The following is a 16,424-nucleotide window of genomic DNA, read 5'->3' on the forward strand; positions in this document are numbered from 1 at the left end:
AGGGGGAATTGATGGTTGTGAGGATCAAGTGGTTTTAGTATAATACAGATTACCTTAAAAATCAACACGGTATCTATTAATAGAATTTTAGTCAAGCAAAAACAAAGGCGGGGCATAGAATGGTAAAAAGGGTGTGGATGGCGTGCTGATAAAATTGGTAACAGAAAGGGGAATGTGATTTGCTGAGAAAGGAATGGAAGGGACTGGTCCACAATAAGCTTCTTTTAGTGGTTGTTGTGGCTATTGTTTTGATTCCAACGATTTATACTACACTTTTTTTGGGGTCAATGTGGGACCCCTATGGAAATTTGGATAAGCTGCCAGTGGCGGTAGTGAATGAAGACAAAGCGGTTTCATATAATGACAGGGAATTAAATGTGGGGGAGGAGCTGACAGATAAGCTCAGAGAAGAAGAATCGCTTTGCTTTAATTTTGTGGATGCAGAGACAGCAGAGAGAGGGCTCAGGAACGGAACCTATTATATGGTGATCACGATCCCGGAGGATTTTTCCGCAAATGCTGCTACGGTGATGGATGAGAAGCCTGAGAAGATGGAGCTTGCGTATCAGACGAATCCGGGTACCAATTATATCGCGTCCAAGATGAGTGAGACGGCTATGGAGAAGGTGAAAAACAGTGTGGCGGAGGAAGTGACAAAGACTTATACCCAGGCTGTGTTTGACCAGATCGCTGAGGTGGGGGACGGGATGCAGGAGGCTGCTGATGGCTCCAGGGATCTGAAGGATGGTGTAAATAAGATTTCAGACGGGAACCGGACCATTACAGATAATCTTGAGACCTTGGCGGACAGTTCCCTAACCTTTCGGGAAGGAAGTGACACCCTGCGTGTGGGGCTGAAAGCCTATGTGGACGGCGTGAGTACAGTCAAGGATGGCGCCGGCCAGTTGGATTCCGGTGCGGCTGAGCTGAAGGACGGTGCGGCGGCAGCGGTATCAGGTGTAAATGAGCTTTCTGACGGTACCGGTACCTTGGTGTCGGGAGCAGAGGAACTGAAGAGCGGAGCGGGAACACTGCATGCGGGGCTTTCAAAACTGGATGGACAGATACCTGCGCTGAGAGGCGGAGTGGATCAGCTTGTGCAGGGTACAGGGGCACTGGCAGGGGGAGCGACGCAGTTGCAAACAGGAGGTACGTCCCTGAAAGTGGGGGTATCCAATGCAGATGCAGCCATGGCAGAGCTTTGCGGAGGATTGGAAACACTTCGTCAGAGTACAGAGACACTGCCGGATGCGGCAGAACAGCTCCATAAAGGCGCAGGGGCTCTTGTTGAGGGGACAGAAGTGTTAGAGGCCGGAAGCGGAGATCTGAAGACAGGAATAGGAATGCTGAAGGCCGGTATGGAGACTGTCAACGGGGAAGACGGAGCCAATTCCCAGCAGTTGGCAGATGGTGTATCCGCACTGAACCAGGGGCTGGACCAGCTTTACACTATGCTGACAACAGGCAAAGAAGGGGGAGGCAGTGCACAGAATTCAGGGGAAGCGGCTGCTGCACAGTCAAAAGTGGATGTATCAGATGCAAAGGCGGCTTTGGAAACACTGTATGGGGTGAGAGATGGACTGCAGGGAAAAGCCGGGGATCTGGAGGCCTCTGTGGATGCCCTTGGCAGTGTGGATCCGGTATCTGCTGATGGACTGGAGGCTGCCCTTGAGGAAGCTGTGGCCTCTGGTGATATAGGCCAGGCAGCAGCAATTGCTGACCAGGCCATAGCTGTGGCAAAGGAAAATGAAAACGCCGTATATGAGGGCAACAGCCGCCTGGAAAGTGCGGCGGCTCAGCTCAGAGAGAGCAGCAGTGCTGTGAGAGAAGCCGGGGAATCTGTCTCGGCGGCGGCAGACGCGGCAGTTCAAGGACTTGACAGTATTGACGGGCAGATCATGTCCGGTGCAGAGAACCTCCAGCCATCTGCCGCGGATGCGCAGGTGATGGAACAGGTAGTGAATGCGGTAGGCCGACTGCGTGACAGCAGTGAACTGCTTGCGGAGAAAACGGCTGCATACACCGGAGGCGTAAAAGCGGCTGCAGAGAAGATGGCAGCACTGGAGACAGGAGCTGAGGCACTGCATTCCGGGGCCACTCAGGCAAAGGCAGGTGCTGAAAAGCTGGAAGCGGGAACAGATGGACTGAGTCAGAAAACTCCGTTTTTGAAGGCAGGAATAGAGCAGGCGGCAGCAGCAGGCGGACAATTCAGGACAGAAGCAATGAAGCCGCTCCTGAACGGCGCAGACAGTCTTCTGGATGGCATCACCGGTGTAAGTGACGGTGCAGGCCGGGTAAAGGAAGGTGCCCAAACGCTGCAGGGCAAGGTGCCGGAACTGGCAGAGGGCGTCAGTCAGCTTGACCAGGGAGCCGGCAGCCTGGATGACGGTGCAGGAACCCTGTCGGACGGAGCAAAACGTCTGGATGACGGAGCAAAAGCGCTTCTTGCGGGAAGCGGTCAACTCTATGACGGAGCCGCGCAGTTGAAGGATGGGACCGGTTCTCTGGTTTCAGGAACCGGTGAGCTTACGGCAAATAACAGTACTCTGCTGGATGGAGCTTCTCAGTTAAGTGAAGGAGCAGGGCAGATCCAGAAGGGGGCCGGTCAGCTCAGAGATGGAAGCGCAGAGCTGGGGGACGGCATTCTCCAGGCTGCTGACGGTTCCCATACGCTCAGTACCAGCCTTCTGGATGGGGCAGAACAGGTGAAAAATACAAAGACTACAGATAACACAGTGGAAATGTTTGCCGCTCCAGTTGAGACAAATGAAACCATGATAACCACAGTGGAGAATAACGGGCATGCTATGGCCCCCTATATGATGAGTGTGGGATTATGGGTGGGATGTATTGCATTCAGCCTGATGTACCCGCTGACGAAATACAAAGGGAAATTAAAATCAGGATTTTCCTGGTGGCTCAGCAAGGCATCTGTGCTTTATGCCATAGCAGTCCTGCAGGCTGTTGCCATGGTACTGCTTCTTCATGTATTTGACGGATTTGATCCCATAGAGATGGGCAGGACCATGGGATTTGCGTGTCTGGCCAGTGTGGCATTTATGTCAGTGATGTATTTCTTTACTAATTTTATCGGCAAGGTGGGAAGCTTCCTGATGCTGGTATTTATGGTAGTCCAGCTTGCCGGGTCTGTGGGTACTTATCCGCTGGAGATTTCAGGCTCCTTTGTGCCGTATCTTCATAAATGGGTGCCGTTCACATACTCGGTGGAAGCTTTCAGAAGTACGATCTCAGGAGGAGAGAGTATTCAGAACGCAGTGATATTTATGATCATTCTTTGTGTGGTATTTACCGGGCTTACTCTGATAGAGTTTCAGCTCCGTGCAAGGAAGATCAAATCCGGAAAACATATTCTGGCAGATTGGCTGGAGGAAAAAGGTCTGGCATAATAAAAAGATCACGGGAAACCGCAGGTAATTCAGCGGGATTCCGTGATCTTTTTATGCATGGAATAAAAACAGCGCTCCTGAAGGTCCTTTATCTGCTGCCGTTTGGGCAGGGCAGGGTCAGGCCAGAGCGGCGGAAGGATGTGCAGATGCAGACAAGGCTTTCGTTTGTAAATCCGGCGGATGCCTGTGGGACTGTGGAAGGTTATCACCATGGGAAGTACAGGAACCTGGTTTTCCTCTGCCAGATAAAAAGCGCCTCTTCGGAAAGGACGGAGCCCCCGGCAGTAAGGGAGAAGGATTCCCTCCGGATATATCTGTACACAGGCACCTTTTTTCAGCGCTTTTCCCATCTCGGAAAACATTTCCGCAGTGGTCTGTACATCTGTCGGCAGGGGGACACCTCCCAGAATACGGATCAAGTGCCGTACGAGAGGGATTTTAAAGTTGGATGCCAGGGTGATGAAATAGGTGCGCTCTTTCCAGAGAGCCTGCTCCACTAAAGTGCAGTCCAGTACGTGAACATGATTGCAGACAGTGACCGCACCGGTATTTTTAAGACGGCGCAGGTTTTTCCAGCCGTCAATGCGGGAACCCAGCACAATGCGGTCAAATATTGAAAGGACAGGCACCGCGACCGTTTTTAGGAGGGAGGAGGTAAGGCGGGAGATGGGATTGGTGCGCCGGTAATCATAGCCTTTTTTTACTTCAAAAGAAAAAGGCTGCCACAGGTGAAGAACATGCTCATCCTCTTTCAAGATTTTGTTTGATCCGGTCTTTTTTTCCGGCAAATGAAACGCCTCCTTTTTCCTTTATGCTCTTCCATCTCCTGTTGGAACATTTCCTCTGCCTGGCGGACGCAGTTTTCGAGAGCATATTTTTTGCCAAGCTCACTGTATCTGTGCTCCATGATCTTCCGCTCATGCTCATGCTCGATCCAGTAGTCAATCTTAGCAGCCAGGTCATCGCTGTCACCTGCTCTGAAGAGGCTTCGTTCATCCAGCGCAAACTGTGGTGTGGCGGATTTGCGGCTGTTGGCGATGACAGGCACCAGACCGCCGGCAAATGCTTCCATACAAGACATGGCTTCTATCTCCACGTCCGCGGCATGTACGTACAGATCACTCATGGAAATCAGCTCCAGCAAATGATTCTTCGGAAAAAAGTGTATCTGTATGGGATTGGTCAGATGTTCTTTTTCTGCCAGCTTCAGCAGGGCGTCCTTTCGGGGGCCTTTACCTGCCAGGACGAGCTGGATCTGATCTGCGTACCGGGAACGGGACACAGCTTTTATCAGTACATCCTGCCGTTTCTCAATGGAGAGACGTCCAACCATGAGCACCACAAATTTTCCCTCCAGAGCTTTGGCTTTGGGGGATTTGCGGTATACAAAATCCGGGTCAATGCCGTTGGAAATCACATGGAGCTGTGAGTGATAACCACGGGAGCTGAGTTCGCCGGCAATAAAATTGCTGGGACAGTGGATATGACGGCAGTAGCGGTAGATATAAAAATGGAACCAGTGATAAATGGCATCATTCACAAGATCAGCTCTGCTCAGATGGATGGAGGAGGTAATATTCTCAGGCTGCACGTGAAAGGCACCTGTAAAGGGCACACCATAGAGACGGGCCATTTTTATGGTTACATGGGAAAGGGCGAAAGGCGAGAGGATGTGTACCAGATCGGCCCACATAAGGGCATCGCGAATGGTTTTCCTGTTCACTTTTGCAAATATCATTCCCTGAGAGGTGATCAGGCTGTCAAATATGGGGATGGTGAGCTTTTTCATGGCATAGGCATATTCTCCGTCCGCGTCTGCAGGTTCTCTGCTGTACCCCATCATACGGACCTCATGCCCGTGTTCTCTTAAGATCCGTGCGAATCGCTGACTGGAGATCGTCATGCCGTTGTTTGCCAGACAGAATTGTTCTGTTACCAATAATATTTTCATATCAAATAAAACGCTTTCTATTCCTTATTGACACCGTGAGTATGTCTTTTGATGGCATCAAAACTCTCGGCGCTTATGACATGTTCCATACGGCAGGCATCCTCGGCTGCTGTTTTGGGGTCAACGCCCAGGCGTATCAGCCAGCCGGAGAGGAGCTGGTGGCGTTCATATATTTTTTCTGCGATTTTCCGGCCTTCCGGTGTAAGTGTGATAAATCCCTCGGAGTCAACTTCGATATAGCCGTTGATTCTGAGATTTTTCATGGCAACGCTGACACTGGGCTTGGAGAAGTCCAGTTCATTGGCAATATCAATGGAGCGCACATGGGATTTCCTTTTCCCGATCACGAGAATAGTTTCCAGATAGTTTTCTGCGGATTCTTGTATTTTCAAAATCAACACCCTTCCTCTTCATTTGATTTAGGACAAAGGATTGTCCGAATGACTGTGCTGAAAAGTATAAATGCATTTTTCAGCACACATAAGTATTTACAGCATAACATAGATTGAAAAGAAGTTCAAATATTACTGTTTACAGTCCCGGAAGAGGCGAAGTCCTGTGAATAGTAACGGCAAAATTTCCTTGAAAAAAATTGTAAAAAATGTCTTGACAATTGGAACAATTTATTATATGATAAATAACGTCTTAAGGACAGACACACAACAACAGAATAACCTGCGGGTGTAGTTCAGTGGTAGAACACCAGCCTTCCAAGCTGGATATGTGGGTTCGATTCCCATCACCCGCTCTTATGCGCGAGTGGCTCAGTTGGTGGAGCGCGACCTTGCCAAGGTCGAGGCCGCGGGTTCGAGTCCCGTCTCGCGCTCTTTTTATTTGACGAGAAGGCATGTAAGAGTGTCTTCTTTTTTTGTTGTGTTTTTGGGGCTGTTCAGCAGGTCTGTCCAGTTATAATTTAAATTGCAGGAACTATTTGACAAATTGCGAAAATTCAGGATAATAGAACTATAGAAAAAGACTAACTATTAAAGAAAGTCAATAAATAGTTTCAAAAACAGAGATGTTTTGAGTATAGTGGCGATGACTTATTCATCGCAATCAGTACCTTGAAAATTGCATGACAAATAGAGCATCGAGTATGATGCTCTGACAAGAAGATATGATGTTGGAAGAATTAGATTGCTTTTTGGTATTGCTGTCCAGTGCGTTCGAGATGATAAATTAGCCGAACTAGTTTCTTGGTCGCGTGAGACATTGCAACATAGTAATGCTTGCCTTCAGCTCGTTTCTTGGCAAGATAAGCCTTGTAGGTTGGATCCCATAGACAAACATATGCGGTTGCATTAAACAGAGCATATCTAAGGTATCTAGAACCACGTTTTTCCATTCTGGCATAACAGTTATCTAACTGGCCGGATTGATAGGTAGAAGGCGACATTCCTGCATAAGCAAGGATCTTATCTGGAGAGTCGAATTGGCTAAAGTCACCTATTTCAGCAATAATCATGGCACCCATTCGATAGCTGATTCCAGGAATGCTAAGGATTGGAGAATTGATTTCATCCATGATGACTTTAATCTCGTTTTCAATCTCTTCGATTTCAGAATCTAGCTCTCTAATGAGCTTAATGGTGTGCTTTAATTCAAGCGATTTAGCTGGCATATTTGAACCGATAGAGGTTCTTGCAGCCTCTCTAAAAGCGATAGAGGTTTCTTTTGTGTAGTGGCCTTTAGATGCGGTTTCAAGAAGATTTGAAAGTCTTGTGAGATGTGCATTAGCTACCTGTTTTGCACCAGGAAATTCGTAGAGTAACTCATAAACAGAATTCTGATGAAGTGTTGGAACAAGCTTTTCTAACTCAGGGAAAAGGATACATACAAGACGGGATATAGATGTTTTAAGCTTCGCGCGTTCTTTAACTTTATCAAAACGATAGCGAGTAAGTGACTTAAGCTCTTCGTTGTGATACGATGTGTCTGAGTAGGACTTTAAGTTCACGTCAGACATTAGCATAGAAGCAATTGTATGGGCATCAACTTTATCCGTTTTCGTCTGTCTAAGGCTTAGACTTTTTCTGTACAGATTAGTATGTAACGGGTTGATAACAAAGGTGGCCAGACCTTTATCAAGCAGATATCCGAGAAGATTGTAACTATAGTGTCCAGTGGCTTCTAGGCCTACTTTTACTTTAGAAGCATCTTCCATAACGGATTCTATTTTCTGATAAAGCTCGTCGAACCCATCGAGATTGTTTTTGATGGTAAAAGCCTTGAAAAGGACTTCGCCATCAGAGTTTGTGATAAAGCAATCATGCTTATCTTTTGCGACATCAATTCCTACGTAAATCATATAGGACCTCCTGATATAAAGTATTGATACTGTCTTAAGATCCACAGGGCTCCTTGCAATCGTAACCTACTTCTTGATAAACCGTCATGCGGTAACTAACTGATTAACAAATAAACAAAGAGACTGTGGTTGGAGCCTTTTTTAAACCATCAAGTGGTAGGAGGTGATAACCAATCCACAGTATCTTAAAATAGCATAGTCAAACCTGTAGAAAAGGTAAAGAAAGACTATGACTTTATATAATAGTAGGAGGATAAAGGGATGAGTAATAGTGATATGATGGCTATACTGACTGCATTCGCCGCCTATCTGTTTTTGATGATTATAATCGGTGCAGTTTATATGAAGAAGACCAATAATTCTGAGGACTACTTTCTGGGCGGAAGAGGTCTCAGCGGATGGGTGGCAGCGCTGTCTGCCCAGGCGTCTGATATGAGCGGATGGCTGCTGATGGGGCTGCCGGGAACGGTATATGCTCTGGGAACGGGGCAGGCGTGGATCGCAGTGGGCCTGTTTCTGGGAACGGTGTTTAACTGGGTGTGTATCTCATCCAGATTGAGGCGGTATACGATCAAGGCGAATAATTCATTGACACTGCCGGCATATTTTGAAAACCGTTTTCGGGATAAAAAGAGGATTCTGCTTCTGGTTTCCTCCATTGTGATCGTGATCTTTTTCCTGGTATACACAGCGTCAGCGCTTTCAGCAGGAGGAAAACTTTTTAACTCTGTGTTTGGAGTGAATTACCACGTGGCTTTGGCGATTGGTGCGGTGGTTATCCTGGCGTATACATTTATGGGGGGCTTCATGGCAGTCTGTGTGACAGATTTTATTCAGGGCACTCTGATGTTGGTGGGACTTCTTCTGGTGCCTGTCATTGCCTTCGTCCTTGTGGGAGGCGGCAATGTGGGCAGTCTCCTGGATGCCAGCGGGGTGGCAGGCGGTCATGCCTCATATCTGAGTTTGATCAGAAACGGAGACAGGCCCTACACATTTGTGGAGATTTTTTCCCAGCTCGCCTGGGGTCTCGGGTACTGCGGTATGCCTCATATCCTCACAAGGTTTATGGCCGTGAAGAATCAGCAGGAGCTTCGCAAATCCAGGGTGATCGCCATTGTATGGGTGGCGCTGTCTCTCGGAGCAGCGGTGTTTATCGGTATCATAGGCCGGGCATACCTCTATCCGGTGATCTTAGGAACGGAGGGGACCGTGTCTTCTGAGAGCGTATTTATAGAAATGATCACCAGAATCTTTACCGGGGATCTGCGCCTTCCGTTTGTAGGTGGACTGTTTCTTTGCGGTATTCTTGCGGCGATCATGTCTACCGCGGACTCTCAGCTTTTGGTGACAGCGTCCTCTGTATCAAAGGATATCTATAAAGATATTCTTCACCCGGAGGCCGACGAAGATAAAGTGCTGAAGATAAGCCGCATCACAGTTATAGTTGTGGCGCTGCTGGCATTTGCCATTGCGTGGAATCCTGACAACAGTATTATGGGGCTGGTGTCAAACGCGTGGGCAGGACTTGGGTCATCATTCGGACCTATTGTGCTCATGTCCCTGTTCTGGAGAAGGACGAATTTTGCAGGCGCCGCAGCGGGTATCGTCTCCGGAGGCGCTGCTGTCCTTATGTGGGATTATCTGCCGCTGGTGCAGGGAAAGACACTGGGCGCAGCAACAGGCCTGTATTCCCTGGCTGTGGGCTTTTTGATCAGTGTTCTGTGCATTGTGATCTTCAGCCTGTGTACCAAGGCGCCTGAGCAGGAAATCCTGGACGAGTTTGACGCAGTCAGGAATTGGAAGACAGAAGAGGAATGATTTCAGGCATTCTGACATATGTAAGACCGGTGCAGGGAACAGCAGAAGGTAAAGTGCTGAAATTGAAAAAAGTGCTTACACAGAGAAATAAATTCTGTTACCATAGAGTAGCAGTAAAATAAATAACGGTATTAGATGAAAATGGTAGTGAGATTATATGACATGATCGCAGCGAAAGTTACGAGTCATAGATCTCGCTGCCTTTTTTATTGCCGGAGACTGATTAAAGAATAAGGAGGATTTTATTATGCCGAAGACAAAGTTTCAAGACATTATTTTTACATTGATCATGGTGGTGGTGATGGTTTATGCCCTGGTGGTCTACAACATTTCACTGGACAGAGGAGGGCTTACAAATGAAGTATTTGTGATGGCATTTGGGGAACTGGTGATCATGGGGGCAGCAGGATTTTTGCTGGAAATGTTCATAGCGGGGCCGCTGGCAAAGAAACTGGCGTTTCGCATTGTGACGCCGGGAAAAGACAGGATGACAGTTGTGATCCTTGCCGTATCAGCTGTGACTGTGTGTATCATGTGTCCTTTGATGAGTCTCATAGCCACGCTTCTCTTCAAAGGTTTGGATTCGCAGGTGATCGCTAAGTGGATGCAGACAACTGCCCTGAATTTTCCAATGGCTTTATGCTGGCAGATATTTTTTGCCGGACCTTTTGTGAGATGGATTTTCGGACATCTGTTTCCGGAGAAGAAGGGATGTGCCCGGAACGTGTCGGTGCAGGACATAGAAGTCTGAGTAAGACATGAATTCCTCCGGGCAGGATACTTCTCCATTATAATCAAATGGACAGGCCTGTCTGCGGCATATATGGATTGAGATTCAGCAGCAGTTTTACGATGCTCCATAGGGTATTGAGAATATGGGCATTGGCCATACCCAGGGGCCTGCTCAGGGCACCGCTGGCCAGCAGGATGACAAGTATCCAGGTGCGGTAGGGACGTATGCGCTGGTAAAAGGCAGATACTCCCGGCCACAATTCAGCCAGTACATTGGAGCCGTCCAGGGGCGGGATAGGAATCAGGTTAAAGACACCCAGGCCGATGTTCATAACTGCCGAATAGTAAAACAGCCGGAGGAATACAGCCACAGATGCAGAGGCGGCACTTCCGTATTTTCCCACGGCCCCGTAAAGAAGAAGGGATATAAAGGCCAGGATAAAGTTCATGAAAGGTCCTGCCAAGGAAACCATGATGATGCCGGACTTTCGGTTTTTATAACAGCGGGTGTTGATCCTCACAGGTTTTGCCCATCCCATTCTAAAGAGGATCAGACACAGGGTGCCAAATGGATCCAGATGTTTCAGGGGATTCAGTGTCAGCCTGCCGTCCATCCGGGGTGTGGGATCGCCCAGCCGGTCAGAGACCCAGCCGTGAGCAAATTCATGGCCCATGATAGCAATGAGCACAACAGGGGCGATATATAGGAGATCCTGAAGCTGCTGAAGATAATAACTGGAACGAAGCATAAGCATTTCCTCCAATCGTATATTAATGTGTTCGTTTTGAACCATTATAATCAATGAAGGAGAATTATTCCAGTGTTTTTTTTGTCATCTGTCCCATGATGTGCAGCATGGTCAGTGCAGCCAGACGGCATCCGGTGGTGGCGGGGGTGTCATAGGAAGGCGCTGTTTCCACAAGATCGAATCCGATCACCTCTGCTTTGGAACAGATACCCGAGAGGAGTTCACAGGTCTCATCGTAGAGAAGCCCTCCAGGTGAAGGGGCAGCCGTGGCAGGCATGAGCGAGATGTCATAGGCGTCTATATCAAAAGTGATAAAAGTTTTACCGGAAGGAATCTGCCCCAGCACGTTTTGAATGCCCATACGGTGAAAATCCTTTGCGGTGATCACAGTATTTTCGTTACGGGCGTCTGTCCAGTCCTGACGGGAACTGCTGCCCAGGCCCCGCATGCCGATCTGAACGATATTGCCTATATGTGGCATCTCACTCATTCTGCGGATAGGACTGCCGTTTCCGTATTTCTGAGGTCCACGGGACATGGCAAAGTCCAGATGGGCATCAAACTGCACGATATTGATGGTTTCATCCAGTTCGCTCAATGCCCTTGCCACAGGGATGGAAATGGAATGGTCGCCCCCGATCACAGCAGGGGCAGCGCCGCGTTTCAGGATCCTGCGCACACTGTCTTCTATGGAAGAGAAGCAGTATTCCCGGTCTCCGTGCAGCATATCTGCATCCCCGCAGTCCACAACCCTGATCGGTGCTGCCAAGAGATAAGCATCCTCCTCCGGGTCATAGAATCCTGTTTCCCCTCTTGCGTAGGCGGTGGAGATGTTGCGGACCGCCCGGGGAGCCAGGCGCTGTCCGCCATACCAGGCTGCTCCCTGGTCATAGGGTACACCGAGAATCGCGATGTCAGCGTCAAGAGTGTCAAGGTCAGTACAGATGGGATATTTGGCAAAGGAACAGATTCCTGTGATGGGTAAGTTTATATTTTCCATAAAAAAGGCCTCCTTAGATAGTGTTTTTTGTTACTGACTATATTGTAGCAGTCATAAGCCTGAGGGAACATGGGAGGAAAAAGGTATATGGGGCATCCGGCTTTTATAATTAAAGTATTTTAACGGGTTTTCTTAAAATATTAAAAGGATTGTCCTGCGCAAGGAAAATTGATGGACAAGGTATGGGGAAAGATTTATAATGGACAAAGTGAATTGGCAGTGACAGTTCAGCTTGTCTGAATTGCTGCAGTTGACAGGAGGCGGCAGATCGTATGGACGGTACGGATAAAAAGATTCTGAACATTCTCCAGGGAAATGCCAGAATATCTATGAAAGAGCTGGGAAATATGGTAGGTCTTACCTCCCCGGCAGTGACGGAGCGGGTACGGCGCCTGGAGGAAGAGGGTATCATTGAAGGATACAGAACTATCATAAAGAGAGGGCGGATCCAGAAGGGGATGGCAGCGTTCATCAACATGGAGATAGCAAGCAGCAGTTGGCCGAAACTGGCCAAATACTGTGAGGATTCCCCCTATGTGCTTGAACTCTATCACACGATTGGTGTCTATGGCGCAACCATGAAGGTGTTTGTTCCGGACACAGCACAGTTCGAGGGACTTCTGAAGGAACTGGGAAAGTTCGGTAATACGGTATCGTCGGTTATTCTCTCGTCAAAATTCTCCAAAAAGGAATTGCCGGAATAGGAATAATATTTATGCAAATAACATAAAAATTTATGAGATTTTAGTGGAAAACACCGGAAAATTATGATACTATTATGTATAACTAAATTTTATGTTGTAACGTGCTGAAATCTTTGACGGGTATTTTGCATGAGGAGGAGAAAACATGAAATTACTTACATATAAACTGCAGGGTGATGACAAAGAACGGCTGGGTATGATGTGTTCCTTTGCATTCCATCGTTTTATCCCCATTGAGGATCTGGGGCTTCACTTCAGAGATATGAATGATCTGATCCAGAATATGACCCGGGAACAGAGAACGATCCTGGAACATGCCTGTGAGAAACCCAACAAGAGGCTTTTGTGTTATGAGGATGTTGTCAGGTGCGCCCCCATTCCCCATCCGAAGCAGGATATTATCTGTCTGGGGCTGAACTTCAGGGATCACGCAGTGGAATCCAGTCGTTTTAAAAAAGAGGAGTTTAATCAGGAACGCCCCTACGCAGTGTATTTTTCCAAGCGTGTGAATGAGGCCACACCTGACGGAGGCAGTATTCCCTCTTACCCGGGACTGGTGGACAGCTTGGACTATGAGGCGGAGCTGGCTGTTATCATCGGCAAAGAGGCAAAGGATGTAAAGAAGGAAGACGCATTTGACTATGTGTTTGGCTATACCGTTATCAATGATGTGAGTGCCAGAAATGTGCAGACACGTCATAAACAGTGGTATTTTGGCAAGAGTCTTGATGGATTTACCCCTATGGGACCGTTTATTGCCACAGAGGATGATGTTCCCAGACCGCCCAAGCTGGCGATCAAGAGCAGGGTCAATGAAGTGCTGCGGCAGAACAGCAGCACGGATATGTTCATTTTTGATATCCCACATGTGATCGCGGAACTGTCCGCAGGCATGACATTAAAGCCGGGTACCATTATTGCCATGGGAACGCCGGCAGGTGTGGGAATGGGAATGATACCGCCCAGATTCCTGAATCCCGGGGATGTGGTGGAATGCGGGATTGAAGGTATAGGATGTATCCGGAATACCGTTGTGTAAAACACTTGTTTTCCTGTTGTCTGTCCACGGGTCTGTTAAAACAGATCTGTGGACAGCAACGGAATTTTGCAACAGCATGGACAGACAGAGCTGTAATAATGTTTTACCAGATTAATGTAAAAAAATAAAAAAAACTATTGAAATATAAAAGGGAATATGATAATATTGCAGTGTTGTTTGAGAAAACGGTGCAATATCGCCGTATTTTCACGTATGCCCAGATAGCTCAGTTGGTAGAGCAGAGGACTGAAAATCCTCGTGTCGCTGGTTCGATTCCGGCTCTGGGCATTTTTTTACACGACAGATGTCTTTCGGTGGAAAACAAATATCTTCATAAGAAAGATAATGTCGGTAAAGTATCCGCACAGCGGACTCTAAGGTTAATTATAAGAAAGGTGAGGATTGGAAAACATGTATTCATTGGAAGAAATTCAGGCAACAGATCCGGAAATAGCGAAGTGTATTAATGATGAGGTAGAGCGTCAGAACTCCCATATCGAGCTGATCGCATCTGAAAACTGGGTGAGCAAAGCAGTCATGGCTGCTATGGGAAGCCCGCTGACAAACAAATATGCGGAGGGATATCCGGGAAAACGTTACTACGGCGGCTGTGAATGCGTAGATGAAGTGGAACGTCTTGCTGTAGAACGTGCAAAAGAACTGTTTGATTGTGAATATGTGAATGTACAGCCCCATTCCGGTGCCCAGGCAAATATGGCAGTCTTCTTTGCCATGCTGAAGCCCGGTGATACAGTGATGGGCATGAACCTGGCCCACGGCGGACACCTTTCACACGGAAGCCCGGCAAATTTCTCCGGCGCGTATTTTAATATTGTGCCTTACGGAGTAAACGATGAGGGTGTGATTGATTATGAGGAAGTCCGCAAAATCGCGTTGGAATCCAAACCCAAGCTGATCGTAGCCGGTGCCAGCGCTTACTGCAGGATCATTGATTTCAAAAAATTCAGGGAGATCGCCGACGAGGCAGGTGCTTACCTGATGGTAGATATTGCCCATATCGCAGGTCTGGTTGCGGCAGGTGTACACCCAAGCCCGATCCCGTATGCGCATGTGACTACAACAACCACTCACAAGACACTGAGAGGACCCAGAGGCGGTATGATCATGTGCAGTGCTGAGATCGCAAAGAAATTCAATTTCAATAAGGCCGTGTTCCCGGGAATTCAGGGCGGTCCGCTGATGCATGTGGTGGCTGCAAAGGCAGTCTGCTTAAAAGAGGCACTGCAGCCGGAGTATAAAGAGTATCAGCAGAACATTGTGAAAAATGCCAAAGCACTGTGTGACGGACTTTTGAAACGCGGCATCAACATCGTATCCGGTACCACAGAGAACCACCTAATGCTGGTTGATCTGAGAGGTACGGGAGTTACCGGAAAAGCCATGGAAAACCTGTTGGATGAGGCAAACATCACCTGCAATAAAAATGCCATTCCAAATGACCCGGAATCTCCGTTTGTGACAAGTGGTGTGCGTCTGGGAACAGCGGCCGTGACATCCAGGGGAATGAACGCAGAAGATATGGATAAGATCGCAGAGGCCATTGCGATCATGGTGAAAGAGCCTGAGAAGAAAGAGCAGGCAAAGGCTATTGTAAAAGAACTGACAGATAAATATCCGCTGAATGCATAATAAGAAAAGAGAACTTGCCGGACAGGGAATTACCCGCTGTCCGACAAGTTTTTGTTTTATGGTGTTATCCAAATACCTCTTTGCTGTATTTATCAATCTCCTCAGTGATCACGTCATACACGCCGTCATAGGTACTTGTGGGAAGTCCGATGGATGCGTTGGGGATGAAATAGTATTTTCCATTTTCATCGCAGGCTCTTTTTACCTCCCTGGCGATCACGTTTCTGGACCAGCCTTCGTAATCTACTTTGGCGCTGTCGATTCCGCCCATGAAAGATATTTTTCCGCCGTATTTTTCGATCAGTTCCGGGATACGGTTGGTGGTCATGACTCCCTGCCAGATATCTACGCCCATGTCGATCATATAGGGCACAAAGGTTGCAGCGTAGGAATCCGAGTGATGCACGATCAGTTCCACACCGTGGGATTTGTAGTACCCGTAAATCTTTTTATAGCCCGGCAGATAGAATTCCTCGAACATGGCCGGGGACATAAAAGTGGAAGTCTGGCTGCCCCAGTCATCGTGGTGGAACAGGCCGTCCGGTTTTAAGTGTGTGCAGATCTCCTCTGCAAGCTGCAGTTCAAATTCTGTGAGGTAATCGATCAGCTCATGCATAGCTTCCGGTTCCTCGTAGAGATTGATGAGTGTTGTCTGGATCTCTCCCAGATGATGACACTGTTCAAAAAGACCGGGGGCCACAAAAGGCATGACAAAATACTCACTCCGGTCCGTCTCCTCAGCCTGTTTGATAAAAGGCTCCCACTCTGCGTCAGAGAATTTGACACTGGGCGCATGTACATAGTCTCTCCAGCGGCAGATGTCCTTGATCACTACCTTTTCCGGTGTGTGTACAGGAAAAGCACCCGGTGTGCCCTTGGGCCAGGAGCGCGTGATACCCCAGGCGTTCTTTACATTCATCTCTCCGTATTTGGGATTGGGATTGTGTCCGCCCAGAGGATTCTGAATGAGGCGGAATGCCTCATACTGGTTGACAAAGCGGTCAGGGCTGCCACCTCTGATGGTTTCCATGAGATTTTGACGTTTAGTTAACATAATATTATTCCT

Annotated in this window: 13 protein-coding genes and 3 tRNA genes; 9 read left to right on the top strand and 7 right to left on the bottom strand. The window is 48.0% G+C overall.

Annotated elements, in window-relative coordinates; all coding sequences use genetic code 11:
- The first annotated feature begins 179 nt into the window (after positions 1–179).
- A complete protein-coding gene (locus BLCOC_RS03930; RefSeq protein WP_115624474.1) occupies positions 180–3,407 on the top strand; it encodes a YhgE/Pip domain-containing protein in 3,228 nt (1,075 codons plus the stop codon).
- A gap of 29 nt (positions 3,408–3,436) precedes the next feature.
- On the opposite strand, the gene BLCOC_RS03935 is transcribed toward BLCOC_RS03930, so the two are convergent.
- Genes BLCOC_RS03935 through BLCOC_RS03945 form a run of 3 tightly spaced genes read right to left on the bottom strand, consistent with a single transcriptional unit; the run spans position 3,437 to position 5,750 of the window.
- On the bottom strand, positions 3,437–4,195 hold the full coding sequence (locus BLCOC_RS03935; RefSeq protein WP_115624475.1) for a lysophospholipid acyltransferase family protein: 759 nt from the start codon (positions 4,193–4,195) through the stop codon (positions 3,437–3,439).
- A complete protein-coding gene (locus tag BLCOC_RS03940) occupies positions 4,159–5,358 on the bottom strand; it encodes a glycosyltransferase (protein ID WP_115624476.1) in 1,200 nt (399 codons plus the stop codon). Before BLCOC_RS03940 ends, BLCOC_RS03935 begins: the two co-directional genes overlap by 37 nt.
- A 17-nt stretch (positions 5,359–5,375) precedes the next feature.
- Positions 5,376–5,750 carry a metal-dependent transcriptional regulator gene (locus BLCOC_RS03945; RefSeq protein WP_026255474.1) on the bottom strand — a complete coding sequence of 125 codons (375 nt, stop codon included), beginning with the start codon at positions 5,748–5,750 and terminating at the stop codon, positions 5,376–5,378.
- A 285-nt stretch (positions 5,751–6,035) separates the two neighbouring features.
- On the opposite strand from BLCOC_RS03945, the gene BLCOC_RS03950 reads away from it, so the two are divergent.
- A tRNA-Gly gene (locus BLCOC_RS03950) sits at positions 6,036–6,106 on the top strand.
- A 5-nt stretch (positions 6,107–6,111) separates the two neighbouring features.
- Positions 6,112–6,184 (top strand) — tRNA-Gly (locus BLCOC_RS03955).
- Positions 6,185–6,490: 306 nt separating this feature from the next.
- On the opposite strand, the gene BLCOC_RS03960 is transcribed toward BLCOC_RS03955, so the two are convergent.
- The gene (locus tag BLCOC_RS03960; protein WP_115622538.1) at positions 6,491–7,666 is read right to left on the bottom strand and encodes an IS110 family RNA-guided transposase; all 1,176 of its coding nucleotides are present in this window, start codon (positions 7,664–7,666) and stop codon (positions 6,491–6,493) included.
- Positions 7,667–7,927: 261 nt separating this feature from the next.
- Between BLCOC_RS03960 and putP the strand changes: the two genes are divergently transcribed.
- Both putP and BLCOC_RS03970 read left to right on the top strand, forming a co-directional pair.
- Positions 7,928–9,484, top strand: coding sequence for a sodium/proline symporter PutP (putP, locus tag BLCOC_RS03965; protein ID WP_115624477.1), 1,557 nt, complete (start codon positions 7,928–7,930; stop codon positions 9,482–9,484).
- Between the two features lie 247 nt (positions 9,485–9,731).
- Complete coding sequence (locus BLCOC_RS03970; RefSeq protein ID WP_115624478.1) at positions 9,732–10,235, top strand: DUF2798 domain-containing protein; 504 nt, start codon at positions 9,732–9,734, stop codon at positions 10,233–10,235.
- A 43-nt stretch (positions 10,236–10,278) separates the two neighbouring features.
- Here the strand turns inward: BLCOC_RS03970 and BLCOC_RS03975 are convergent, their stop codons facing one another.
- Together BLCOC_RS03975 and BLCOC_RS03980 are read right to left on the bottom strand one after the other, a co-directional pair.
- The gene (locus tag BLCOC_RS03975; protein ID WP_115624479.1) at positions 10,279–10,965 is read right to left on the bottom strand and encodes a site-2 protease family protein; all 687 of its coding nucleotides are present in this window, start codon (positions 10,963–10,965) and stop codon (positions 10,279–10,281) included.
- A gap of 64 nt (positions 10,966–11,029) precedes the next feature.
- The gene (locus BLCOC_RS03980) at positions 11,030–11,965 is read right to left on the bottom strand and encodes an agmatinase (RefSeq protein WP_115624480.1); all 936 of its coding nucleotides are present in this window, start codon (positions 11,963–11,965) and stop codon (positions 11,030–11,032) included.
- A gap of 272 nt (positions 11,966–12,237) precedes the next feature.
- On the opposite strand from BLCOC_RS03980, the gene BLCOC_RS03985 reads away from it, so the two are divergent.
- The 4 genes from BLCOC_RS03985 (at position 12,238) to glyA (ending at position 15,358) form a co-directional block, all read left to right on the top strand.
- A complete protein-coding gene (locus tag BLCOC_RS03985; RefSeq protein WP_018597678.1) occupies positions 12,238–12,669 on the top strand; it encodes an Lrp/AsnC family transcriptional regulator in 432 nt (143 codons plus the stop codon).
- 145 nt (positions 12,670–12,814) lie between these two features.
- A complete protein-coding gene (locus tag BLCOC_RS03990) occupies positions 12,815–13,708 on the top strand; it encodes a fumarylacetoacetate hydrolase family protein (protein WP_115624481.1) in 894 nt (297 codons plus the stop codon).
- A 215-nt stretch (positions 13,709–13,923) separates the two neighbouring features.
- Positions 13,924–13,996, top strand: a tRNA-Phe gene (locus BLCOC_RS03995).
- Positions 13,997–14,119: 123 nt separating this feature from the next.
- Complete coding sequence (gene glyA, locus BLCOC_RS04000) at positions 14,120–15,358, top strand: serine hydroxymethyltransferase (RefSeq protein WP_029470524.1); 1,239 nt, start codon at positions 14,120–14,122, stop codon at positions 15,356–15,358.
- Positions 15,359–15,422: 64 nt separating this feature from the next.
- On the opposite strand, the gene BLCOC_RS04005 is transcribed toward glyA, so the two are convergent.
- Positions 15,423–16,412, bottom strand: a complete 990-nt coding sequence (locus tag BLCOC_RS04005; RefSeq protein ID WP_029470523.1) for a uroporphyrinogen decarboxylase family protein — start codon at positions 16,410–16,412, stop codon at positions 15,423–15,425.
- Positions 16,413–16,424 lie beyond the last annotated feature (12 nt).

It is taken from the genome of Blautia coccoides, from assembly GCF_034355335.1.
Lineage (GTDB): Bacteria > Bacillota > Clostridia > Lachnospirales > Lachnospiraceae > Blautia > Blautia producta.